The 25,160-nt window shown below is 33.1% G+C and carries 20 protein-coding genes; 16 read left to right on the top strand and 4 right to left on the bottom strand.

What is annotated here, in order from left to right:
• Positions 1–81: 81 nt before the first annotated feature.
• On the bottom strand, positions 82–876 hold the full coding sequence (locus tag ACFSC2_RS01115; RefSeq protein WP_379817408.1) for a THC0290_0291 family protein: 795 nt from the start codon (positions 874–876) through the stop codon (positions 82–84).
• 323 nt (positions 877–1,199) lie between these two features.
• Here ACFSC2_RS01115 and gdhA point away from each other — a divergent pair, with 323 nt between their 5' ends.
• From gdhA to ACFSC2_RS01085, 6 genes are all read left to right on the top strand, one after another.
• Entirely contained in the window at positions 1,200–2,543 is a 1,344-nt protein-coding gene (gene gdhA / locus ACFSC2_RS01110; RefSeq protein WP_379817407.1) for an NADP-specific glutamate dehydrogenase, read from the top strand.
• A gap of 133 nt (positions 2,544–2,676) precedes the next feature.
• Entirely contained in the window at positions 2,677–4,956 is a 2,280-nt protein-coding gene (porZ, locus tag ACFSC2_RS01105; RefSeq protein ID WP_379817406.1) for a type IX secretion system anionic LPS delivery protein PorZ, read from the top strand.
• 7 nt (positions 4,957–4,963) lie between these two features.
• Entirely contained in the window at positions 4,964–5,509 is a 546-nt protein-coding gene (locus tag ACFSC2_RS01100; RefSeq protein ID WP_379817405.1) for a hypothetical protein, read from the top strand.
• A gap of 89 nt (positions 5,510–5,598) precedes the next feature.
• A complete protein-coding gene (gene recO, locus ACFSC2_RS01095) occupies positions 5,599–6,312 on the top strand; it encodes a DNA repair protein RecO (protein ID WP_379817404.1) in 714 nt (237 codons plus the stop codon).
• Positions 6,313–6,442: 130 nt separating this feature from the next.
• Complete coding sequence (ileS, locus tag ACFSC2_RS01090) at positions 6,443–9,844, top strand: isoleucine--tRNA ligase (protein WP_379817403.1); 3,402 nt, start codon at positions 6,443–6,445, stop codon at positions 9,842–9,844.
• Between the two features lie 11 nt (positions 9,845–9,855).
• Positions 9,856–10,236: a TraR/DksA family transcriptional regulator gene (locus ACFSC2_RS01085; protein WP_110307084.1), complete on the top strand. Its 381-nt coding sequence runs from the start codon at positions 9,856–9,858 to the stop codon at positions 10,234–10,236.
• A 241-nt stretch (positions 10,237–10,477) separates the two neighbouring features.
• Here ACFSC2_RS01085 and ACFSC2_RS01080 read toward each other — a convergent pair whose 3' ends face one another.
• Positions 10,478–10,858, bottom strand: a complete 381-nt coding sequence (locus ACFSC2_RS01080) for a hypothetical protein (RefSeq protein ID WP_379817402.1) — start codon at positions 10,856–10,858, stop codon at positions 10,478–10,480.
• Between the two features lie 32 nt (positions 10,859–10,890).
• On the bottom strand, positions 10,891–11,247 hold the full coding sequence (locus ACFSC2_RS01075; RefSeq protein WP_379817401.1) for a roadblock/LC7 domain-containing protein: 357 nt from the start codon (positions 11,245–11,247) through the stop codon (positions 10,891–10,893).
• A 180-nt stretch (positions 11,248–11,427) separates the two neighbouring features.
• On the opposite strand from ACFSC2_RS01075, the gene ACFSC2_RS01070 reads away from it, so the two are divergent.
• The 8 genes from ACFSC2_RS01070 to ACFSC2_RS01035 all read left to right on the top strand — a co-directional run bounded on the left by ACFSC2_RS01070 (position 11,428) and on the right by ACFSC2_RS01035 (position 22,939).
• Entirely contained in the window at positions 11,428–11,643 is a 216-nt protein-coding gene (locus ACFSC2_RS01070) for a hypothetical protein (RefSeq protein WP_379817400.1), read from the top strand.
• A gap of 119 nt (positions 11,644–11,762) precedes the next feature.
• Positions 11,763–12,359 (top strand): lipoprotein signal peptidase, encoded by a 597-nt coding sequence (locus ACFSC2_RS01065; RefSeq protein ID WP_379817399.1) that lies wholly within the window; start codon positions 11,763–11,765, stop codon positions 12,357–12,359.
• A gap of 143 nt (positions 12,360–12,502) precedes the next feature.
• Positions 12,503–15,661 carry a UvrD-helicase domain-containing protein gene (locus tag ACFSC2_RS01060; RefSeq protein ID WP_379817398.1) on the top strand — a complete coding sequence of 1,053 codons (3,159 nt, stop codon included), beginning with the start codon at positions 12,503–12,505 and terminating at the stop codon, positions 15,659–15,661.
• A gap of 71 nt (positions 15,662–15,732) precedes the next feature.
• Positions 15,733–16,926 carry a glycine C-acetyltransferase gene (kbl, locus tag ACFSC2_RS01055; RefSeq protein WP_379817397.1) on the top strand — a complete coding sequence of 398 codons (1,194 nt, stop codon included), beginning with the start codon at positions 15,733–15,735 and terminating at the stop codon, positions 16,924–16,926.
• Positions 16,927–17,039: 113 nt separating this feature from the next.
• Positions 17,040–18,491, top strand: a complete 1,452-nt coding sequence (locus ACFSC2_RS01050; RefSeq protein WP_379817396.1) for an OmpA family protein — start codon at positions 17,040–17,042, stop codon at positions 18,489–18,491.
• Between the two features lie 63 nt (positions 18,492–18,554).
• Positions 18,555–21,320 (top strand): PD-(D/E)XK nuclease family protein, encoded by a 2,766-nt coding sequence (locus tag ACFSC2_RS01045; protein WP_379817395.1) that lies wholly within the window; start codon positions 18,555–18,557, stop codon positions 21,318–21,320.
• 903 nt (positions 21,321–22,223) lie between these two features.
• Positions 22,224–22,544: a roadblock/LC7 domain-containing protein gene (locus tag ACFSC2_RS01040; protein ID WP_379817394.1), complete on the top strand. Its 321-nt coding sequence runs from the start codon at positions 22,224–22,226 to the stop codon at positions 22,542–22,544.
• Between the two features lie 20 nt (positions 22,545–22,564).
• Positions 22,565–22,939: a hypothetical protein gene (locus ACFSC2_RS01035; RefSeq protein WP_379817393.1), complete on the top strand. Its 375-nt coding sequence runs from the start codon at positions 22,565–22,567 to the stop codon at positions 22,937–22,939.
• Positions 22,940–23,024: 85 nt separating this feature from the next.
• Here the strand turns inward: ACFSC2_RS01035 and ACFSC2_RS01030 are convergent, their stop codons facing one another.
• A complete protein-coding gene (locus ACFSC2_RS01030) occupies positions 23,025–23,801 on the bottom strand; it encodes an alpha/beta fold hydrolase (protein ID WP_379817392.1) in 777 nt (258 codons plus the stop codon).
• 262 nt (positions 23,802–24,063) lie between these two features.
• Between ACFSC2_RS01030 and ACFSC2_RS01025 the strand changes: the two genes are divergently transcribed.
• Positions 24,064–24,420 (top strand): hypothetical protein, encoded by a 357-nt coding sequence (locus ACFSC2_RS01025; RefSeq protein WP_379817391.1) that lies wholly within the window; start codon positions 24,064–24,066, stop codon positions 24,418–24,420.
• Positions 24,421–24,508: 88 nt separating this feature from the next.
• Positions 24,509–25,027, top strand: coding sequence for a ferritin (locus ACFSC2_RS01020; RefSeq protein ID WP_379817390.1), 519 nt, complete (start codon positions 24,509–24,511; stop codon positions 25,025–25,027).
• Positions 25,028–25,160 lie beyond the last annotated feature (133 nt).

Here is a 25,160-nt window from a genome sequence, read left to right as displayed (position 1 = left end):
GTTTCGCATTAAATAAAAATCCCAAATTCCAATAAAAGTTTCGGAATTTGGGATTTTTTATATTGTATTTTTTTTTAAGACTTAGAATTCTAAGTAGTAAATATATCCAAAGTTAAACCAAACCTGCCAATCGTTAGATTTGTTTTCTGTGTAAATATCTTTGTTTGGGTTTAATCCGTCGATCCAGTCTGAGTTATACATTTGAAAACGAGTTTCAAACATTAAATCACTCATAGTCGTTAATTTGTAATGAACTCCCAAGGCAGCTGTTGCAGATAACACAACACCATTTTCAGAAGAAAATCCATGTGCACGGCCGTCAGATGGAGTTAAATATTTTCCAGGAGTAACAGCAGGAAGTGTAATATCTCCTAAGTGAGAACCTATTTTTGTAGAATAATAACTCACCTGAAATCCAACACTACCATACGGACTAAGACTACCAATAGTATTTTCGAAGTCGTGAATTTTCATAAAAGGAGAAAACTCTAACTGCATTCCAAGACCTAATATACTAGAACTTGCGTGCATGTTTTTTAACTGCTGTGCAAAAACTCCGTTTGGTTTGTGCTCAACCCATTGCCCAAAATGTTTTAAAGTTGTTTTACTGAATGAAAGATCAGTTCTAACTTTAAAATGTTCTGTAAAAAAGCTTTCGTGGTTGTTGGCTGCAGAAAAGTTAATGAAGTGCATGATTCCGACACCGAAACCAGTGTTTCCAACGTTAGTATCAAAGTTGTTTCTCTCACCAAAGTCAGATTGTAGAGTAACAGGACCTGCGAATATTCCTATCTCTTGAGCTAGGTTTAATTGAGCAGTTGCCGCGGTTGATATACCAAATAAGGCAAATAATGTGATAAATAGGTGCTTAGGCATGTTTTAGGGCTTACAAATCTTGGCAAATATATAAAAAACATATTCGAATCAAAATATTAAATTACTCTATTAAATAATAAGTAACAAAATACTTAATTTACTAATTTTAACATGGCAGTTTGAGTGTAAAGACCTACATGTAAAATGCAATTTTTTCTATTGTTTAAAAAATACACAATTCGGTAGTAAAAACGAAAAAATATAACAATGAATAGTATTTTGCGCTATCTTTGTGCGTTAAAACGAAAACGTTTTCTTAAATACGGTTTTCTTATTTAATTGAATGAGAATCAAATAAAATTTGTCGATTAATTTATTTCAAAATGGAACAAAAAATAAATGAATTTATGGCTCTTGTTGAGTCAAAAAATCCAAACGAACCAGAATTTCTTCAGGCTGTTAGAGAATTTGCTGAAACTGTAATTCCTTTTATTTCTGAACGAAAAAAATATGATGGTAAAAATATTCTTTTAAGAATCGCCGAACCAGAGAGATCAATTATATTCAGAGTTCCGTGGGTAGATGATAAAGGTGAAATTATTGTAAATAGAGGTTTTAGAATTCAGATGAACTCTGCAATTGGACCTTATAAAGGTGGAATTAGATTTCACCATACAGTAAATTTATCAGTTTTAAAATTCCTTGCTTTCGAACAAGTTTTCAAAAACAGTTTAACAACTCTTCCAATGGGAGGAGGAAAAGGAGGTTCTGATTTTGATCCAGAAGGTAAATCAGATGGCGAAATTATGCGTTTCTGCCAATCGTTTATGACAGAATTATGTCGTCATATTGGCCCAGACTTAGATGTGCCTGCTGGAGATATCGGTGTTGGAGCTAGAGAAATCGGATATTTATTCGGTCAATATAAAAGAATCAGAAATGAATTTACTGGAGTTTTAACTGGAAAAGGTTTGGCTTACGGAGGTTCATTAATCAGACCAGAAGCTACTGGTTATGGTGTAGTATATTTTACAGATCAAATGTTACGTACAATTGGTCATGACATTAAAGGAAAAGTAGTAGCGATTTCTGGATTTGGAAACGTTGCTTGGGGAGTAGCTTTAAAAGTAAATGAACTTGGAGGAAAAGTAGTTACAATTTCTGGTCCTGACGGTTATATTTATGATGAAGAAGGTATTTCTGGAGAAAAAATCGATCATATGCTTGAAATGAGAGCAACGGGCGATAATAGAGCAGAAAGATATTTAGAGAAATATCCAAACGCTATTTTCCATAAAGGAAAAAGCCCTTGGGAAGTAAAAGTAGATATCGCGATTCCGTGTGCAACTCAAAACGAGTTAAACGGAGATGATGCTCAAAAATTAATTGATAATGGTGTTCTTTGTGTTACAGAAGCAGCAAATATGCCTTCTACATTAGACGCTATCAAACTTTTCTTAGATAATAAAGTATTATTTGCACCTGGAAAAGCAGCAAATGCTGGTGGTGTAGCGGCATCTGGATTAGAGATGACTCAGAACTCTATTCGTCTAAACTGGACAAGTGAAGAAGTAGATTTAAGATTGAAAGAAATCATGATCGGAATTCATAATCAATGTAAAAAATATGGTGCAGAAGAAGACGGATATGTTAACTACGTAAAAGGTGCTAACATTGCCGGATTTGTGAAAGTTGCCGATGCTATGCTTGCGCAAGGCGTAGTATAAGAATTAATTACAATGATAAAATGCCTTCGGTTGTCTGAGAAGATAAGTCGAAGGCATTTTTTTATTTCCATAGAACAAAAAACATATAATCTCGTTTGTAGTATATTTGTCTATTCGAATACATTAAATGATGATGAAAAAAATCTACTTCGTTTTATTTTTCATGTTGATTCAGCTAAGTTCTGCTCAGAATAATTTGTCTTGGCAGGGATATTTTTCGTTTAACGAAATAAAAGATATTTCAGAATCATCAACTAGTTTTTTCGCCGCTTCAGAAAATGCTTTGTTTTCAAAAAATAGTACGGCAAACATTCTCAAAACTACAACAACTGTTGATGGATTATCGGGACAAACAATTTCGGCTGTTTATCACAGTGAATCTTTCAAAAAAACAATAGTCGGATACGAAAATGGTTTGATGATTTTGGTCAATGAAACAGACGGAAGTATTTTAAAAGTAGTTGATATAATTAATAAACAGCTTTCTTCAAGTCTTAAAAAAATTAATCATTTCATAGAACATAACGGTTTGCTTTATGTTTCCTGCGATTTCGGAATTGTGCAGTTTAATTTAAATACTTCAAAATTTGGAGACACCTATTTTATAGGTAATAATGGTGTAGAAACTAGTGTAAAACAAACGGCTTATTTCAATGGTTATATTTTTGCAGCCACAGCAAGCGGCCTTCGCAGAGCAGAAAGTACAAATGCAAATTTGATTGATTTTAATCAGTGGACCGTCGTTAATGCTGGAGATTGGTCAAGTGTAGAAACTCTTGATACAGAGCTTGTTGCAGTAAATAATACCGGTTATGTGCATCGTTATAATTCTAGTACGTTTGTTGGTTTTGTTCAATTGCCACAGCCGGCGGTAGATCTTAAAGCGCGAAATCATAATTTGTTTATTACTACTGGAAATACGGTTTATGTTTATAATAATCAGCTGATTTTAAATCGACAGATTTCAAATACTCAGGTTTTAGATGATACAGTAAATTTTACTTGTACAACTTCAGTTGGAAATCAGATATATATAGGTACAAAAGACAAAGGTTTGTTTACTTCTAATTTAAACAGTGCGACGGCTTTTGAGAATAATACACCTTTTGGTCCGCTTCGAAATAATATATTTTCTATGGATGTTACACCAAATGTATTGTGGGCAGTTTACGGAGATTACGATACCTATTATAATCCGTACGATTTGGATAGTTACGGAATCAGCAGGTTTAATACTTCGGGTTGGTTAAATATTCCGTATTCCGAAGTTTATGACGCAAAATCGATTACTAAAATTATTGTCAATCCGTCAAATGAAAAACAAGTTTATGCAAGTTCGTTTTTCTCTGGATTATTGAGGATTGAAAATGAAGTGCCTAATTTTTTATATAATGAAAAAAACAGCGGCTTAGAAACGCTGACGTATGAAGGACCGACTTATATTGATGTTCGTATAAACGGAACTGCATTTGATAAATCTGGAAATCTATGGATTACCAACAGTCGAATAAAAAATGGTTTAAAAGTTCTAAGAACCAACGGACAATGGAGTAGTTATGCAACGAGTTCTGTTTTGAGTAACGCAGAAAACACCAGTTACGGAAACATCGTAATTGATCAAAATAGTGTGAAATGGATTGCAACTAGTAATGAAGGTGTGATTGCTTTTAGTGAAAACGGTAATGTTTTTAAGAAAATGACATCTGGGTCTGATACCGGGAATCTGCCGGCAACAGATGTAAGAACAGTAGCTTTAGATACTAAAAACCAGCTTTGGATTGGAACAGGAAAAGGATTGCGCGTTTTGTCAAATGTGAGTAGTTTTCAGTCAGATAATCAGCTAAAGGCAAATTCTATCATTATAACAGAGGACGGTGTTGCACAGGAATTAATGTATGAGCAATTCATTACTTCTATAGCAGTGGACGGCGCTAATAATAAATGGATCGGAACAGCAGATTCAGGTGTTTTTATGGTGTCTCCAAACGGACAGGAAACAAAATATCATTTTACAATAAATAATTCACCACTTCCAAGCAACACAATCAACGATATTAAGATTAATAGTAAAACCGGCGAAGTTTTTATTGCTACTACAAAAGGAATGATTTCGTTTAAAGGTGTTTCGACTGGAGCAAACGAGGATCTAAATAATGTTTACGTTTATCCAAATCCAGTTCGTCCTAATTATTCCGGAACCGTAAAAGTGGCTGGATTAATTGATAAAGCCAATGTAAAAATCACAGACATCGAAGGAAATTTGGTTTACGAAATCACATCTACTGGCGGAACAATAGAATGGGATACAACTGCCTTTGGAAAGTATAAAGTTGCGTCTGGAGTTTATATGGTTTTTATTTCAGCACAAGATGGCAGTGAAACCAAAGTCAAGAAAGTGATGATTATTCGATAGTTAAACGATGAGTAGGAGAAATAAGCCTAAGAGTCTAAAATCCCAAAAACAGGTTAGTAAAATTATAGTTCTAAAATTGCTGATTTTTGTATTGGCTGTTTTTTGTGCCTTCTATTCAATGAGGCAGTATTATAATTTTGTGATTATTAAATTTGTTTATTTGGTGAGTGTTTCGTTGGTTTCAGGAGTTTTTTTCGGGCTTTTAATTTATAGTTATGAAAAAAGAATAGGTGGCATTAATTTTAAAATATGGGATCATTTTACTAGATGCACTATGGTTTTTGGACCAATTTGTTGTTCTATTTTGTTTTTGGCAAATGAATGTTTGTCTAATAACAAAGAATACAATCAAACTGTTTTGATTTTGGAAAAGCACAAGGAATATAGGCGATCTCCTAATGAGGTTGTTGTTAAAATTGAAGGAGAGAAAAGAGATATTAATCTTTCCGATAAGGATTTTCAAGAAATTTCTTTGGCAAGATCAATTGATTTAAAATTAAAGAAAGGTTTTTTTGGTTTTATTTTGATAAAAGAAGTCAAATTAAAATATTGAAAATATACTTTAAAATAGCATTCAGTCGCAGTCTCGACTTTCAGTAAAACTTGAGACCTGAAACCTGAAACAAAAAAACAACAAAAATCGTGCTCGTAAAAACAAAAGCCATAGTAATCTCTTCTTTAAAATTTCAGGAAAAAAGCTTGATTGTAAAATGCTTTACACTTTCAAGCGGATTGAAGTCTTATTTTGTGCGTGATGCTTTTTCAAGTCGAAAGGCGAGTCAGAAAATTGCTTATTTCCAACCATTTTCAATTATAGAGATAGAGGCAGTTCATAAAAATAAAGGCACTTTAGAAAATTTCAAAGAAATAAAAACTGCCGTTCCTTTTCAGAGCATTCACACCGATATTTTTAAAAGTACAATGGTAATGTTCTTGTCAGAGATGCTGCATCATTCTATTCAGGAAGAAGAAAAAAATGAGCAGCTTTTTTTGTTTTTAGAAACGGCGCTCACTTGGCTGGATCATCATGATGAAATTGCAAATTTTCATTTAATTCTGCTGTTGGAAATGACAAAATACTTAGGATTTTATCCCGATATTTCGGATATCGATTTTTCTTTTTTTGAAATGAATGAAGGAGTTTTTACACTTTTTCAAACAGGAAATATACTTTCTGAATATGAAACCGGCTTGTTCAAAAAGCTCGTGGATTTAAAATTCGATACTAATCAAAAAACTTTTAATGTTGTCGAAAGACAATTGCTGCTCAAAATTCTTATCGACTATTATAGTCTTCATCTGGAAGGATTCAAAAAACCAAAATCTTTGGACATTTTAAAAGAAGTTTTCTCTTAAAGTCGTAAAGCGGCCAATATTTGTTGCGGAATCTACTCGAAATTTCCCGAAATCGGTCTTTTTTCCTTCATCTTTTATCTATTTTCCTTAAAATTCCTTACTTTCGCACCTCGTTTAAGAAAAGGATAAAATGAGTACAAAATTTACTGAATACAAAGGACTTGACTTGCCAACGGTAGCGTCTGAAGTTCTTGATTTTTGGAAGAAAGAAAATATATTTGAAAAGAGTGTAACAACTCGCGAAGGTGCTGAGCCTTACGTATTTTTTGAAGGTCCGCCTTCAGCAAACGGATTACCAGGAATTCACCACGTAATGGCACGTGCGATTAAAGATATTTTTTGCAGATATAAAACTCAAAAAGGTTTTCAGGTAAAAAGAAAAGCCGGATGGGATACTCATGGTTTGCCTGTAGAATTGGGTACTGAGAAAGAATTAGGAATTACAAAAGAAGATATTGGCAAAACGATTTCTATCGAAGAATATAACGAAGCGTGTAAAAAAACCGTTATGCGTTATACCGATGTATGGAATGATTTGACCGAAAAAATGGGGTATTGGGTTGATATGGAAGATCCGTATGTGACTTATAAACCAAAATATATGGAGTCTGTTTGGTGGCTTTTAAAACAAATCTACGATAAAGGTTTGTTGTACAAAGGATATACAATTCAGCCATATTCTCCAAAAGCAGGAACTGGATTATCTTCTCACGAAGTAAATCAGCCAGGAGCTTACCGTGATGTTACGGATACTACAATTGTAGCGCAGTTTAAAACGCTTCCAGAAACTTTGCCTTCATTCTTGCAAGGTTTTGGAGATATCCACATTTTAGCTTGGACGACAACTCCCTGGACACTTCCATCAAACACCGCTTTGACAGTGGGTCCAAAAATCGATTATGTTTTAGTAAAAACGTTCAATCAATATACTTTTGAGCCAATCAATGTTGTTTTGGCTAAAAACTTAGTTGGGAAACAATTCGGAAAAGGATTTTTCTTAAGTGAAGACGACGCTGATTTTGACAATGTGAAAAACGGCGACAAAAAACTGCCATACAAAATCTTAACCGAAGCAAAAGGAGCAGATTTAGTAGAAATCCGTTATGAGCAATTATTGCCTTACGTATTGCCTTATGAAAATGCTGAAAATGCATTTAGAGTAATCGCAGGAGATTTCGTTACCACTGAAGATGGGACAGGAATTGTACACACGGCTCCAACTTTTGGTGCAGATGATGCTAAAGTAGCAAAAGAAGCAAAACCAGAAGTGCCGCCGATGTTGGTTTTAGACGAAAACGGAACTCCAGTTCCATTAGTAGATTTACAAGGAAAATTCACTTCTCATTTAGGTGATTTAGCGGGTAAATACGTTAAAAACGAATATTATGATGCAGGACAAGCTCCAGAGAAATCTGTAGATGTTGAAATTGCTATCCGTTTAAAAGAAGAAAACAAAGCATTTAAAGTTGAAAAATACGTGCACAGTTATCCACACAGCTGGAGAACAGACGAGCCGTTATTATATTATCCTCTAGATTCATGGTTCATCAAAGTAACCGATGTAAAAGATAGAATGTTCGACCTGAACGAAACTATCAATTGGAAGCCTAAATCTACTGGTGAAGGACGTTTTGGAAACTGGCTTAAAAATGCCAACGACTGGAACTTATCTCGTTCTAGATATTGGGGAATTCCGTTGCCAATTTGGAGAACAGAAGATAAAACAGAAGAAGTTATTATCGGTTCTGTTGAAGAATTGTACAATGCAATCGAAAAATCGATCGAAGCAGGTTTTCAAAAAGAAAATCCGTTCAAAGGATTTGAAATCGGAAACATGTCTGAGTCCAATTATGATTTAATCGATTTACACAAAAATGTGGTTGATGGACTTACTTTAGTTTCGGCTTCTGGGAAACCAATGAAGCGCGAAAGTGACCTAATCGACGTTTGGTTTGATTCTGGAGCAATGCCTTATGCACAATGGCACTATCCTTTTGAAAACAAAGAAAAAATTGATGACAATAAAGATTTTCCAGCAAATTTCATTGCAGAAGGAGTAGACCAGACTCGTGGATGGTTTTATACTTTACATGCAATCGGAACTTTGGTTTTTGATAAAATAGCATACAAAAACGTAGTTTCAAACGGTCTTGTTTTGGATAAAAATGGAATTAAAATGTCTAAGAGTAAAGGAAATACTATAGATCCATTTAAAACCATTGCAGAAAACGGTCCAGATGCTACACGCTGGTATATGATTATGAATGCAAATCCGTGGGATAACTTGAAGTTTGACCTTGAAGGAATTGCTGAGGTAAAACGTAAATTCTTCGGAACACTTTACAATACCTATTCATTCTTCTCGTTATATGCTAACATCGACGGATTTAAATACGAAGAAGCTGAAATTCCGTTAAACGAAAGACCAGAAATCGATCAATGGATTATTTCTGAATTACATTCGTTAATCAAATTTGTTGATGAATGTTACGAAGATTACGAGCCTACAAAAGCAACAAGAGCAATTTCTGATTTCGTTCAGGAAAACTTAAGTAACTGGTACGTTCGTTTATGTCGTCGTCGTTTCTGGAAAGGCGAATATGCAAAAGACAAAATTGCAGCTTACCAAACGCTTTATACTTGTTTGCTTACTATCAGTAAATTAAGCGCTCCAGTTGCTCCGTTTTTTATGGATAAATTGTATCGCGATTTAACAACTTCGACGGGGACCGAGGATTTTGCTAGTGTTCACTTGGCTGAATTCCCAAAATTTGTCGAAAACTTTGTTAATAAAACGTTGGAAAGCAAAATGCAGAAGGCACAAACGATCTCTTCACTAGTTTTATCACTACGTAAAAAAGAGATGATAAAAGTTCGTCAACCTCTGCAAAAGGTAATGATTCCGGTACTTGACGAGAATCAGCGTGCTGAAATCGAAGCAGTTTCTGACCTTGTAAAAGCGGAAGTAAACGTGAAAGAAATCGTGTTTTTAGATGACGATTCTGGTATTTTGGTAAAACAAATTAAGCCTAATTTTAAAACGTTAGGACCGCGTTTTGGTAAGGATATGGGTTTGATTTCTAAGGAAATACAAGGCTTTTCGGCAGAGCAGATCAATGCGCTGGATAAGCAGGGAACGCTGGATATTGTTATTGCAGGAAATAATGTAACTTTATCATTAGAAGACGTCGAAATAACATCGCAGGATATTGAAGGATGGCTGGTTGCAAATTCAAACGGAATTACGGTTGCGCTTGATATTACAATCTCCGAAGAATTGAAAAACGAAGGTATCGCGAGAGAATTAGTAAACAGAATTCAAAACATCAGAAAAGATTCTGGATTTGAGGTTACAGATAAAATTAAAGTTCAACTTAAAAGAGACGGTCTTTTAGAAGAGGCGGTATCAAACAACGAAGACTATATTAAGTCGGAAACATTAACAGAAGATTTGGTTTTTGTAGACGCTTTAGAAAACGGCACAGAAATTGAGTTTGATGATATTAAAACAATGATATTAATTTCAAAATAAGTATAAGTACCATGATAGATGAAATTACAAGATACTCAGACGCTGACTTAGCAGAGTTCAAAGAAATAATTCAAGCAAAAATAAAAAAAGCACAGGAAGATCTTGATTTGATCAAAAGTGCCTACATGAATGATTTAAATAACGGAACGGATGATACATCTCCAACTTTCAAAGCTTTTGAAGAAGGAAGTGAGACAATGTCTAAAGAAGCAAACTCTCAGTTGGCAATTAGACAAGAGAAATTTATCCGTGACTTAAAAAACGCGTTATTCCGCGTTGAAAATAAAACGTATGGTATTTGCAAAGTAACAGGTAAGTTAATTGGTAAAGAAAGGCTTAAAATTGTTCCTCATGCTACAATGAGTATCGAAGCTAAAAATTTACAGCGATAGGTAAAACTACGTAAGACAAAAACGCCCCTTTTATAGGGGCGTTTTTTGTTTAATCTTTATCCGACTCCTGCTTCTGTTGAGGTGCTCTTATTTTGAAAGAAATTGATTATGTTTATGGTTTTTGAATCTTGAAAAAGCAAATCTTTTTTTGTAAGAATTAATAAGATTTAAAAAAGTAAAAATTGAGCATAAAAAAACTGCTTCGTTTGAAGCAGTTTTAATGAATTCGAGAGTAAAATTTTTACGCTAGATTTTTTTCAACCTCCGCTTTGTGTTTTCTCAGAATTGCTCTAGTCATACCTAAATTTGCTTTAGCAGCATCTGCAGCAAGGTATATCATGAATTTCTTGTTTGGAGAAATGTCAATAATATGGATTTGGTTAGAAAGCGTAATTAAAATATCTTCAATATCTTGGTTTAAATTAAGTGCTTTTACGGCGCTTAATTTTGCTTTTACTACTTCTAAGTTATATGCGGCGGCAAGTTCTGGGTCAAAACTAGGGTCAATAGTTAAGTTACCAAAACTTAATCCAGATTCAATTTCAGTTACAGCGACAGCGATAAAGCCGTTAACGTTCGTTTTCATTTCGTTTAAAAACACGTTTAAAAAATCATTACTCATAGTTCGTTGGGTTTGTTTGTTAATAGATTATGTTATTTCAGTAGGGAATTTTTGCTTAATTCAGCAGAAACTTCTTCTGTCGAGCGCATTAAAAGTGCTAAGTTACTTCCTTCGCGTGAAAACGCAACAATAAAATTCGAGCCGCTTATTTTGTTTCCGACAACCACCCCTTCTGAGCTTTTAAGATAAAGTTGTTTTAAAGACCCTTTTTCAAGATCAATTAGAAACTTTTCGCTCATTGATAATATGGCAGCGCTCATTGCTGCAATGCTGTCTCCGTAGTCTAGGTGTAAGGAAGTGATTAGTTTTCCTTTTCCATTTAAAATTAAAGCAGCAGTAGATTTTGTAGTGACTAAAAAGTCGTTTAGTGTGGTTGTAATTTCATTCATTATTTGTAGGATTTTGGAAAGTTAATAGAGTTAATTCATTTTGTTCTGGTATTTTAGAAATTAATATGAGATTTTCCTAAACAAGTGTTAATTTTCTTTAACAAATATAAATTAAATTATGTATCATTGTAATACCAAATCGGTAATAATTTTAATTATTTACTATAAAAAACTTACGCGATGGCTAAAGTATTGAAATTCAAGGAAGTAAATTCTGATGTGGAGCGCAGATTAAATGATTTTGAAAAACTGCGAGTTAAGTTTAAAGCTGATTTAAAAAAGGGCGAAGCTAAAAAAGCGGCTGCCGGAAAAGAAAGCAAAGGGATTTTTAAATCTATTTCTGATTTTTTCTCCGACAGTCCAAAAGCGCCTGCAAATGCAGCTGTAAAAAAGTAACTTTATTGAGTTTAGGTTAGCACACAAACTTAATTAGTGTTATTAAAAATGAATTAACGTCTCTTCGGAGGCGTTTTTTTTGATTTAATTGTTATTTTTGCCCATCAAAAATTTATAAAATGTCATTAAGAAAAGCATACCTTCTTATATTCTTAGTTTTAATTGTTGACCAGCTTTCTAAAATCTATGTCAAAACAAATTTCATTCTTGGTGAAGAATTTGTAATAACAGATTGGTTTAGAATTCATTTTATCGAAAATGAAGGAATGGCGTGGGGAACAAAAATTCCTGGGGAATACGGAAAACTGATTTTGACAGTTTTTAGGATTTTTGCTGTTTTCGGAATTGGCTGGTGGCTTGCAGATGCTGTTAAGAAGCGTCACTCTTCCTATTTAATTGTGGCTATCGCATTAATCTTAGCCGGAGCGGCTGGTAATATTTTTGATTCTATTTTTTATGGAGTTATTTTTGACGACAGTACACATAATTTGGCAACAATGTTTTCTCCAGCGCCATACGGAACTTGGTTTCATGGCTTGGTGGTAGATATGTTTTATTTTCCAATTTGGGAAGGAAATCTTCCAACATGGCTTCCTTTTTTTGGAGGTAATCGATTTGCATTCTTCAATGCAATTTTTAATGTTGCCGATGTAGCGATCTCTACAGGTGTCGGAATTTTGCTTGTTTTTAATAAAAGAGCTTTTCCTAAAAACTGATAATTATTTAAAATTCAAAAAAATAAATTCCAAATTCCAATATCTCTGATGCGTAAAGCTTTCGGATATTGGAATTTGGAATTTTGAATTATTGGGATTTAATTTTTAATTGTCTTATTTTTACTTTACAAAAAAATCAAAGTATGCAAAGTCCGTCTTTTTCTATTTATGATGCCTCTGCAGGTTCAGGAAAGACGTATACGTTGGTCAAAGAATATCTGAAAATTATTCTTTCTTCTCCAAAAAATGATGCTTATCGAAATATCTTAGCGATTACTTTTACGAACAAAGCGGTTCATGAAATGAAAAGCCGTATTGTTGGAAATTTATCTGAATTTGCAAAAGATGAGCCATCAGATAAAGCGGTGGAGTTAATGGAAGATCTTGCACGTGAGACAGGGCTTTCAATCATTAAAATCAAAACAAAATCACAGCAAATTATCAAGCACTTAATTCATAATTATGCTGCTTTTGATATTTCTACCATTGATAAATTTACCCATAAAGTAATACGTGCTTTTGCGCACGATTTAAATCTTCCGATGTCTTTTGAGGTGACTTTGGATACCGAAAATTTATTGGTCGAAGCAGTTGACGCTATTATTGCACAAGCTGGTGAAGACGAAACATTGACCAAACTGCTCATCGATTTTACAATGGAAAAAACCGATGACGATAAAAGCTGGGACGTTTCTAGAGAAATTCTCGAAACTGGGAGATTGGTTTTGAATGAAAATAATAGAAATGAAATTCTGCATTTTCAGGAAAAGTCTATTGAAGAATTTGTGCAGATAAAGTCAAAAATGCTCGCGCTTTGTAAAGAACTGGAAAAAGAAAATGAAACAGCAGCAACCGAAGCACTTTCTTTAATTGATAAAAACGGAATCGATTTGAAGTCGTTTTCCAGAGGAACTTTTCCCAATCACTTAGAGAGTATTCGTGACGGAAGATTTAATCCGAAGAATAAAACATTTCATGAATTTGATGATATTGCGATTAACAAAACGGCGAAAGACCGTGCTTTGATAGAAAATATTATTCCAGAATTACTGCAGATTTTAGAAGGAGTTTATAAAAAATTTGAGAAAAGAGATTTTTATAAAGCTTTTTTGAAAAATATAACGCCGCTTTCGCTTTTAAATACCGTAAGTAATGAGCTGGCTAAAATTCAAGAAGAACAAAATGTCTTATCGATTTCAGAATTCAATGCGATTATTTATCGCGAAATTCAAAATCAGCCCGCGCCATTTATCTACGAAAGATTGGGCGAGAAATACCGTCATTTTTTTATAGATGAGTTTCAGGATACCTCAGAAATGCAGTGGCAGAATTTAATTCCGTTAATAGATAATTCGCTTTCTGGATTAGATGATTTTGGAAATAAAGGAACACTGATGATTGTGGGTGATCCGAAACAGTCTATTTATCGCTGGCGCGGCGGAAAAGCAGAACAGTTTATTGAACTTAGTAAAGACAATAATCCTTTTAATAATCCTGAAAAAGAATTAAAACATTTAAATACAAATTACAGAAGCTATAGTCAGGTAATTGAATTTAATAATGCTTTTTTTAAGTTGATTTCTTCCGAGTTTGAAAATGAAGATTATAAAGATTTATATGAAAATCATAGTTTTCAGAATATAAATTCAAAAAAAGGCGGTTACGTTAATATTTCTTTTCTTCCAATAATGGAGAAAACGGATGCTGTTGAAGAAGAAGATACAATCGAAAAGTCGGATTTGTATCTTTTGGCAGTTTTAAATTGTATTCAAAAAGTGCGTCGAGATGGTTTTGAATATAAAGATATTGTAATTCTTACCCGTAAAAGAGGGCAGGGAGTTTTGGTTGCAAATTATCTGGCAGAACAGAATATTCCGCTGCTTTCATCTGAAACTTTGATGATTCAAAATGCAGTAGAAGTTCGTTTGATTATTTTTCTTTTAAGGTATTTGAATAATAATTCGGACTTAGATGCAAAAGCTAACTTCTTATATTTTTTATCTTCTCGAAAAGAAATAGAAATGCCGGTGCATGATTTTATTGCGACAGGAATGGGCTACAAGTTTGAAGCTGATTTTGAAAACTGGCTTTTGACTTTTGATGTTTCGTTTTCTTTTGAAGATGTTCGTAAAAAATCATTGTATGAAGCGGTAGAAAATATTATCTCTAAATTTATTTTTCAAACAGAAGGAAATGCATATGTTCAGTTTTTTATGGATATTGTTTTGGAAAGAGATATTAGAAATCAGGCCGGTATAGCTGATTTTTTAAGCTTTTGGGATAAGAATTCAGAAAAATTCAGTATTCCTTCACCGGAAGGAAATAATGCGGTTCGAATTATGACTATTCATAAATCTAAAGGACTTGAATTTCCAGTTGTTATTATGCCTTTTGCTGAGGAGGATTACAGTCGTAAACCAAAAGATAAATTATGGCTTGATGCTGAAGAAGAATCACTTGGAGTTCCAAAAGTTCTGATTGATAATAATAGTGCTGTAGAGAATTTTGGCGAAAGCGCTTCGGCGGTATTTAATTTAAAAAAACAGGAAGAATTGCTTGATAATATAAATGTTCTTTATGTGGCTTTGACTCGTGCAGAAGAACAGCTTTATGTTATTTCGCAGTCTTTAAAAGAAAAGAAAGAAGGAGATTATCCGCATAATATGGCTTCCTTTTTTATTAAATATTTAATTCATGAAGGTGTTTATGATTCAGAAAAATTGGAATATGAATTTGGGAGTAGTGCAAGATTGTCTATGCTTTCAAAACAAAGTGAAGTAGTAAAAGTTATTCCAACTGTTCATGAAATTTTAGATCCTAAAAACATTAAAATTGCGCAGCGAGAATCGCTTATGTGGGGAACGCATCAGCAAGAGGCGATTTCGTATGGGAATATTGTTCATGAGATTTTGGCTTTTATTAAAGATAAAACAGATGTTGATCTAGCAATTACCAAAGCATTAGAAAATGGATTAATTGTTGCTGAACAGGCAGAAAAAGTTTCTGCTACGCTAAATGAAATTGTTAACCATCCTGAAATCAGTGATTGTTATAATGGAAAGTATACGATTTTGAACGAGCAGACAATCGTACAGAAGGAGGGAAGGATTTTAAAACCCGATAGATTAGTACTGGATAAAAATGGAGAAGCTTTTCTCTTGGATTATAAAACTGGTGCTGTTAATGCGAAATATGCACAGCAAATTCAAGAATATCAGGATGCTATTGAAGATTTAGGATACAAAGTGTTAAAAAAGGCATTGGTATATATAGGGACGGAGATTGATGTGGTAAATTTGTGAAAAAATTAATCAGAAGTTAAGAATTAAACTTATCTAAGTTGTTAATTTTTAACGTTTTAAATAGATAAAAGATGTACGGAAAAATTAAAGAGCATTTGCAGAGTGAGTTGCAGGCTATTGAAGAAAATGGAATTTTTAAAAAAGAAAGAATAATTACTTCACCACAAGGTGCTGAGATAACAATTTCAACAGGTGAAACTGTTTTGAATTTTTGTGCGAATAATTATTTAGGACTTTCGTCGCACCCAGAAGTGGTTCAGGCGGCAAAAGATGCTTTAGATTCGCATGGTTTCGGAATGTCATCTGTTCGTTTTATCTGTGGTACGCAGGATATACACAAAACATTAGAGCAGAAAATTGCTGACTTCTACGGAACAGAAGATACTATTCTGTATGCTGCGGCTTTTGATGCTAACGGAGGTGTATTTGAGCCTTTGCTGGGTGAAAATGATGCGATTATTTCGGACAGTTTAAATCATGCTTCTATTATTGATGGAGTTCGTTTGTGTAAAGCGGCTCGTTATCGTTACGAAAACAACAATATGGAAGATTTAGAACAGCAATTAATTAAAGCTGTTGAGGCAGGAACCCGTTTCAAATTGATTGTTACAGATGGCGTATTTTCTATGGACGGTCTTGTAGCGCCATTAGATAAAATTTGTGACTTAGCTGATAAATATGATGCTATGGTTATGGTTGACGAATGTCACGCGGCGGGTTTTATTGGTGCAACAGGAAAAGGAACTCTTGAAGCAAAAGGTGTTTTAGGAAGAGTAGATATTATTACTGGAACATTAGGAAAAGCATTAGGCGGAGCGATGGGTGGATATACTACGGCTAAAAAAGAAATTATCGAAATTTTACGTCAGCGATCTAGACCTTATTTGTTTTCAAATTCGCTGGCTCCAGCAATCGTTGGTGCATCGATAAAAGTCTTTGAATTGTTAGAAAAAGATACTGCACTTCGTGATAAATTAGAGTGGAATACCAACTATTTTAAAGAGGGTATGAAAAAAGCAGGATTTGATATAATTGATGGCGATTCTGCTATTGTTCCTGTTATGCTATATGATGCTAAATTGTCTCAAACTATGGCAAACGAACTTTTGAAAGAAGGAATTTATGTTATTGGCTTCTTTTTTCCAGTAGTTCCAAAAGATAAGGCTAGAATTCGTGTACAACTATCTGCGGCGCACACTAAGGAACATCTAGACAAAGCGATAAATGCGTTCACAGTTGTCGGTAAAATGTTAAAAGTTATATAATTACCACTTTGGTCAAATTTTTGTAGGTTTTTTTTAACATTTCATTTTGTATTTAAAAATTTTGGTGTTACTTTTGCTTGTAATTAACTAAATTGTAATTAAAAAAATTAAGTATGAAACATCTTAACAAACTTTTAGTTGCTGTTTTGATGGCGATGGGTTTAAATGCTCACGCGCAAGATAGCAACAATCCATGGGCGATCTCTTTTGGGGTTAATGCTGTGGATACAAGAACAAGTTCTGGAGCAGGTAGTGGTTTCTTTGACCAACACTTCTCACAGCCTTTCGCTGTAAAAGACAACTGGAATATCCTTCCTTCTTTATCTTACATTGGTGTGTCTAGATATGTAGGTAGCGGTTTTTCTGTTGGTTTACAAGGTTCTGTAAACAAAATTGATAAATTGGTTACTTTCGCTCCAAATGCTGCAGGGCATGACGGAAGAGGTAACATTGTTACTAATCCTGGTGACTTAATGTACTACGGAATTGATGCTACTATCAAATACAGCTTCCAAGAATTAATCAAATCTAAAGTGATTGATCCTTCGTTATCTGTTGGTGGTGGATACACATTCTTCGGAGATAACAGTTTTGGAACTGTTAACCCAGGTGCTGGTATTACTTTCTGGTTTACAGATGCTATTGGTCTTGAGTTAGCTACAAGATACAAATGGGCTGTAGCTGCTAATGATGAAAAACCTCTTGACAGATCAGTTTTCCAACACACTGCAGGTTTAGTTTTCAAATTCGGAGGTAAAGATACTGACGGAGACGGAATCTATGACAAAGATGATGCTTGTCCAGATGTTGCTGGTTTAAAACAATTCAACGGATGTCCTGATACTGACGGTGACGGAATCGTTGATGCTTCTGACGCTTGTCCAGATGTATTTGGTTTAGCTGCATTAAACGGATGTCCTGATACTGACGGAGACGGAATCGCTGATAAAGATGATGCTTGTCCAGATGTTGCTGGTTTAGCTGCTTTAAAAGGTTGTCCTGATACTGATGGTGACGGAATCGCTGATAAAGAAGATAAATGTCCTACAGTTGCTGGTCCAAGAGAAAATGGTGGTTGTCCTGTTTTAGACGCTGATAAAGATGGTGTTGCAGATAAAGATGATGACTGTCCTACAGTTTACGGTCCTGCAAGTAACAGAGGATGTCCTGAAGTAACTGCTGAAGCATTAGAAGATCTTAAAGTTCAAGCTAGAGCGGTTTACTTTAACTCAGGAAAAGCTACTTTCAAAACTGGTGACAAAGAAACTCCAGCTAGATTAGATGCTATTAAAGAAATCCTTAAAAACTATCCAAACGCGAAATTCTCTATCGAAGGACACACAGATAGTACTGGTTCTGCTAAAATCAACCAAAAACTTTCTGAAGATAGAGCTGCTGCTGTAATGAACGCTTTAATTGAAAGAGGTGTTAATCCAGAAAACTTAGAGTCTAAAGGATTTGGAGCTTCTCAACCAGTTGCAAGTAACAAAACTGCTGCAGGTAAAGCACAAAACAGAAGAACAGAAATTAGACACATTGGTTCTAAATACCAAGGTAAAATCTAATTTACTTTCTAAATAAATACTAAAAGCCATTCTTAATTGAATGGCTTTTTTTATTTTTATCGTATGATAAATACTTCTTTCCTAGAAAAAATTGCTGCAGTTGTAATTCAAGATTATGGACAAAAATTAATTGAAACAACTATTGTACTTCCTAATAAAAGAGCGAAGGTTTTCTTGATTGAAGCTTTGAAAAAAGCAACTGACAAAACAATACTTTCCCCAGAAATTATTAGTATAGAAGATTTTGTGCAAGATGTTGCTGCTATCCGTTCAATAGACTCAATCGAGCTTTTGTTTGAGTTTTATGAAGTGTATTTGTCAGTTACAGAAAAACAACATCAACAGTCTTTTGAATTGTTTGCCAATTGGGCAAAAACTTTGCTGCAGGATTTTAATGAAATTGACAGGTATCTTTTAGAACCTTCTCATGTTTTGTCTTATTTAAAAGATATTGAAGATATTAAAAAATGGGGATTAGAGGTTGATCAAAAAACAAAACTGCTAGAAAATTATATAGACTTTTGGAAGCTTCTTCCGATGTATTATGATTCGCTGCATGCTCATTTATTGCATAAGTCGATTGGATACCAAGGTTTGATTTACAGAGAAGCCGTAAATAATCTTAATCACTTTTCAAATTCTTCAGGGAATCGCCATTTTGTTTTTGCAGGATTCAATGCTTTAAATGCGGCAGAGGAGAAAATTGTGCAGCATTTAATGGCTCTTGGACAAGCTAAAATTTTCTGGGATGCCGATCAGACTTTATTAAACGATCCGTATCATGATGCAGGGTTGTTTTTAAGGCGTTTTAAGGAAAGTTGGAGGTATTATAAATCAAATCACTTTGAATGGATTTTTGATGAGTTTTCGCAGTCTAAAAACATTCAGGTTATTGGAACGCCTAAAACAATCGGTCAAGCAAAATTAGCGGGAAGTATTTTAGAAAATATTATACAAGATAATCCACAGACATCGCTTGATAGAGTTGCAGTCGTTTTAGGAGAAGAAAATCTTTTGGTTCCTTTATTGTACGCACTTCCAGCTTCTGTTGGAGCTTTAAATATTACCATGGGATATTTAGGTAAAAATAATCCCTCTCAAATTCTGATTGCCAAACTTTTTAAAATGCATACCAATGCTCTTTCCCGAAAAGGAGGCAGCTATGTTTTTTATTATAAAGATGTTTTGGATATTTTGACGCATCCTTTAATCGAACCGTATGCCAATGTTTCTGCCTTAGTTCGAATTATCAAAGAGAATAATTACACTTTTATTACGCATAGTAAAATCTTAGAACTAAATCCGAAGCATTCTGATTTGTTTACGCTGCTTTTTCAGAAATGGGAATGTTCATCGATAGAAGTGCTTCAAAATATTTCGAGTCTTTTGTTGATGATAAAACAGAATTTCAGCAATGATAATGAGCAGGAAAAAATTGCAAAAGCATTTGTTTACGGAGTTTTTAAAGTCGTTAATAAACTAATTAATTATTATACAAAACATCAGCATATTGATAATATAAATACGCTTCATGCGGTTTATAAACAGATAATTGATCTGGCTGAAGTTTCTTTTGAAGGTGAACCATTGCGCGGACTTCAGATTATGGGAGTTTTAGAAAGTCGTGTTCTGGATTTTGATACCGTAATCGTTACTTCTATGAACGAGGGAATTTTTCCGGCAGGAAAATCCCAAAATTCTTTTATTCCTTATGATGTTAAGAAAGAGCTGGGGCTTCCTACTTTTAAAGAAAAAGACGCCATTTATACCTATCACTTTTATCATTTATTGCAAAGAGCAAAAAATATTTTTCTGATTTATAATACAGAAAATGATGGTTTGGGAGCAGGCGAAAGAAGTCGTTTTATAACACAGCTTGAAGTTGAAAAACAACGAAATCACAATCTTACTTTTGACATTTATAATCCGATACTTCCAGCTTCTGCTTATACACCTATTGTTGTGGACAAGTCTGATGCTGTGATGCAGCGTTTAAAAGAAATTGCTGTAAATGGTTTTTCGCCTTCGGCTTTAACGAGTTATATCCGAAATCCGATTACATTTTATTTTCAGAAGATTCTTCGGATTCGTGATGTCGAAGAAGTGGAAGAAAATATTGCGCTCAATACTTTAGGAACGATTATTCATGAAACATTAAAAGCATTGTATGATCCGTTTGTGGGCAAATTTATTTCTGAAACCGATATTTTAAATTGTTTTAAGCTGTTGGATGAAGAAGTTTTAAAACAGTTTAAAGTAGTCTATAAAGAAGGTGAAATAAAAAAAGGAAGAAATCTTTTGGCTTTTGAAGTGGCAAAACGAAATGTTTCTAATTTTTTAAAAATGGAATTGGAAGCAATTAAAAATGGCGAAGCAATTCAGATTATTGCATTAGAAAAAACATTCGAAAGACAATTGGAGCATCCTAGTCTGCCTTTTCCCGTCTTAATAAAAGGAAATGTGGATAGAATTGAAAAGAGAGATGGAAAAATTAGAATTATTGATTATAAAACCGGAAAAGTAGAAAAGTATAATGTTGTTCTTAAATCTTGGCAGGGCTTAACAAAAGAGATTAAAAACGATAAAATTATTCAGGTTCTGGCTTATGCATTTATGTATGAAGAACATGCAGGAAATCTTCCGATTGAAGTTGGAATTATTTCATTTAAAAACCTAAAATCTGGTTTTCTGCCTTTCGGATTTAAAGAAGAAAAAGAATTAAATTCGGTTGTAACGAGTCAGATTTTAAATCAATATCTGGAAGAGATTGTTTTGCTTTTACGCGAAATTTTTGATACTGCGATTCCGTTTGAAGAAAAATTGGATTAGGTTTTAGGTGTTGAATTTTACAATTTTAAGCTGTCATTTTTCATTTTAAAAGCAGAAACTATTTCATTTATAGTTATTTGGAGTTTTTTCGATTGTTGTTTTTTTAAACGATAAACAAAATCTACAATTTTTGAAGAGCAAAATTTTTAAGTTTTTTTAATGCCAAATAAAAAGAGATAAATTCTTGTAGAAAATTTCGCTAAGATTAGTGGTAAACTTTTCTTTCTTATTTGTTTTTAAATTTATTTTTCAACTAAAATTTCGAAAGGTCTTTTATGAAATTTTTAGTTTTTTAAATTTTTCAAGAATGAAAATTTGCAAGAAAAGTAGATGGAAATTTTGAATGATATTTAAACGATTATCGTGAAGGATAAAAAGAATTTAATTTTATATTTTTAGATATAAGTTGCAGTATATCAGTAAAAAATCCCGATTTTAAAAAGGAAAAGTCGGGCTTTTTTATACTAAGTATTAACTAAATATTTTTTTGAAAAAACCTTTCTTAGTTTTTTCGTCTGAGATCGTATTATTGATCGCTCCATGTTCAATACGAAATCTTCTAAATTTCATTAGTTTGACATTTAAGTCAAATCTTAATTCCTCAACAGTTTTCATTTGGATGATTTTTTTGCAAAGCTATAGAAAATCTTTTGTGAAATGCAACAAACTGCAAATGTTAATTTTAAAATTGAGTTTTATGAAACGAAATGTTAGGATTTTGATGGTATTTGTTTTTTATGTTAATTTTTTTTGAATATTTTATTCAAAAAAATACGTTTAATTATACTCTAAATAAAAGTGATTCAATGTGTTGAGGCGGTATGTTTTTTTAACAAGTGTTTATCGAACAATTGTTTTTTAATAAAATAACTTTGAACCTCCAAAACATGACAATAATAGAATATGATTGATTTACAAACACTAGTACAAGAGACTGGCGCTGAATCTGGATTGATCTTTAATATTGACGGAATCTTAAACGAATCTGTTAATTTAGAGTATGACGGAAATGTAGCAGCCATGATCGGAATGATTTTGAAGATGTGTCTAGAGATGTCTGAAGATGTTAATAATGGTGATCTTAAACAAGTTATGATCAAAAATAACGATGGTATAGTAGTGGCAAGCAAGGATCAGGATGATAATTGTATAGCCTTGCTTTCTAAAGATATTAGTAAAATGGGACTTTTGCTCCGTAAGATGGACACCATTTTCAATAATTAATTAAACCAATAAAAAAAAACATGTCAGATTTTTTACAAAATTTTCAAAACGATCTTAAAGAAAATATCAACGGCTTTATTGCTGTTTCAGTTACTGAAGTTGAAACAGGAATGGCATATTGTTCCCTAACTGTTAATCCTGATTTTGATCCGGAATTGGCATCAGCGTACAATTTAGAAGTTGTAAAAGCTAAATTAAACGCACTTAGAGCTTTAGGGTTAAACCAAAAAATAAACGATATTTTAATTTCTCTAACAGATCAAATTCACATTATTGATCTTTCTGAGGACGGAAGATATTTTATCTATTTAGCGGTTGATGCTACCAAAGCAAATCTTGGTTTGACAAGAGCAACTTTATCTAAATACAAAAAAGATATTATTTCAAAGTTATAACAATATTTTGCCCCCAAGAATGAGAAAAAGGCTATTTTAACCTCGGTTAGAAATGGCCTTTTTTGATTTGAAATAGTAATATTTTTTATTCGAAGAAATCTAATAGAATAGTTTTCAAAGCTTCTTTGTTTTCGATATGACTCATATGTCCGTCATCAAAAGAAACTAATTCTGCAGTTGTATCTTCAATCTGGGCAAGACTTTCTTCATAATTTAAAACCGGATCTTTTTTACCCAGAATTAATAACACTGGAAAAAGATTTGCTTTTAATAAAGCTTCGCGGTCTTTTCTAATTTTCATTCCTTCCAATGAAGCTATAATTCCTTGTAAAGGTGTTTTTAAGGCTTCTGTTTTTATTTTTTCAATTTCATCAATTAAAATAGTTCTGTTCTTTTCACTAAATAAATTAGCGATCGCAAGACTTACAAAATTGATATAGTTTTGTTTTACAGCTTTGATCGCTCGAGTTCTATTCAATTTTTTTTCATCACTGTCTTCTTTTGATGTCGAATTTAATAAAACTAACTTTTGAATTTTATCAGGATATAATTCGGCGAAAGCCAAAGCTACATAACCGCCCATCGAGTGGCCGACAATAGTTGCTTTCGGAATCTCTAAATAAGATAAAACTTCATTTACTACAGTCGCATTTTCTTCCATTTCGTGAACATAACCTAAACAATCTGTTTCGCCATGGCCTAATAAATCAATTGTAATTACCTGGTATTTCTCAGAAAAAAGATCAACATATTCTTTCCACATTTTTTTATTTTCTAAGAAACCATGCAGTAAAACAATTGCATTTCCTTGTCCTGAATCTGTAAAAGAGATATTGGCGCTTTTATATAGAATATTTTTCAAAATAATAGTTTTATATGTAAAAGGCAAAGGTAATAATTGATTTAACCATATCAGAAATATTAGTTCATTTCAGTTAAAAATCTAATCAATAGAGTTCAGATTAAATGAACTTGTATCATTTATACGGTTTAAAAAACGGTCATTTCTGAAATAAGATTTTGTTTTTTTATTGTAAAAACGATTTTCTTATTTTAAATTAGTCTTAATTACGTGTTTAATTGCTTTTAATTCTATATTTTTGTCGCGTTAATAATTTATCAGAATGGCATTAGTTAGTGATTTGACCACCAAAGTATTATTTGAAACAGAAAAAGGATACAGTTATCAGTGTGATTTGACAAACAGTATTATTATCAATTTTGTTGATACCATGTCTAGTTATAAAATCCAGGATTTTTTGCTTTTTCAAAGAAAGGTTAATAACGTTGATATTCTTAATATGCTTTATGACTTGTCTGATAAGTCAGATGCACAATTGATTGAAACTACTAAAAGAAATTTTTCTAGAAATCTTACTATCTGTGAAATAGTGCAGTTGAGAGAATTATTAAACGGAACAAAATTCACTCTTAGTCTGCATTCTATGCTTTGCAATATAGTAAACGTAGAGCTTATTTAGATTCTTACTTAGATTAAATCCAAATTTTCAGACACTTAGGGCTCTTCCGTCTAATTTTAGTAATTTTGTAGTATTAAAATTTAAGACTATGAAAGATTTACTAAGAACAAGCACTTCATTAACTGAAGGTGTAGAAAATATATTGAATTTACAAGCAAAATTAGAAAGCGATGCTTCAAACAAATATTTAGCTATGGCTGCATGGTTAGATAGAAACGGTTATGCAAATACAGCAGGATATTTGTATAAGCAAGCTGAAGAAGAAAGAGAGCATTTCTTAAAGATTTTCAAATTCATTACGGATATGGGAGGAATTGCAATTACTCCATCTGTTGCTGAAGTACAACAGGAATTTGCTTCTTTTAGAGAAGTATTTGAAATTGCTTTGCAAAACGAAATTGCAGTTACTCAAGCAATTAATAAAGTAGTTGCAAAATGTAGAGCTGAAAACGACTACGCTACAGAAGATTTCATGATGTGGTATGTAGCTGAGCAAAGAGAAGAAGAGAAAAATGCAAGAAGAGCTTTAGAACTTTTTGAACTAATCAATGAAAACGAAGCTACAGGCAAATTCGAATTAGATGTGCAGATAGCAAAAATCGGATAATTAAACCGAGTTTATAAAAATAAAAAGCCCTTAATAGTAATATTAAGGGCTTTTTTATTGGTTTCAGATTGGTAAACTTTTTTCAAACTTAAGTATCCGTGTTCTATAAATCAGCTTCAGAGAAGCGAAATAT

The sequence above is a fragment of the Flavobacterium artemisiae genome (assembly GCF_042678225.1).
GTDB lineage: Bacteria > Bacteroidota > Bacteroidia > Flavobacteriales > Flavobacteriaceae > Flavobacterium > Flavobacterium artemisiae.
The sequence above is the reverse complement of the archived record's forward strand: the minus strand, read 5'-3'. Positions and strand labels throughout refer to the sequence as shown.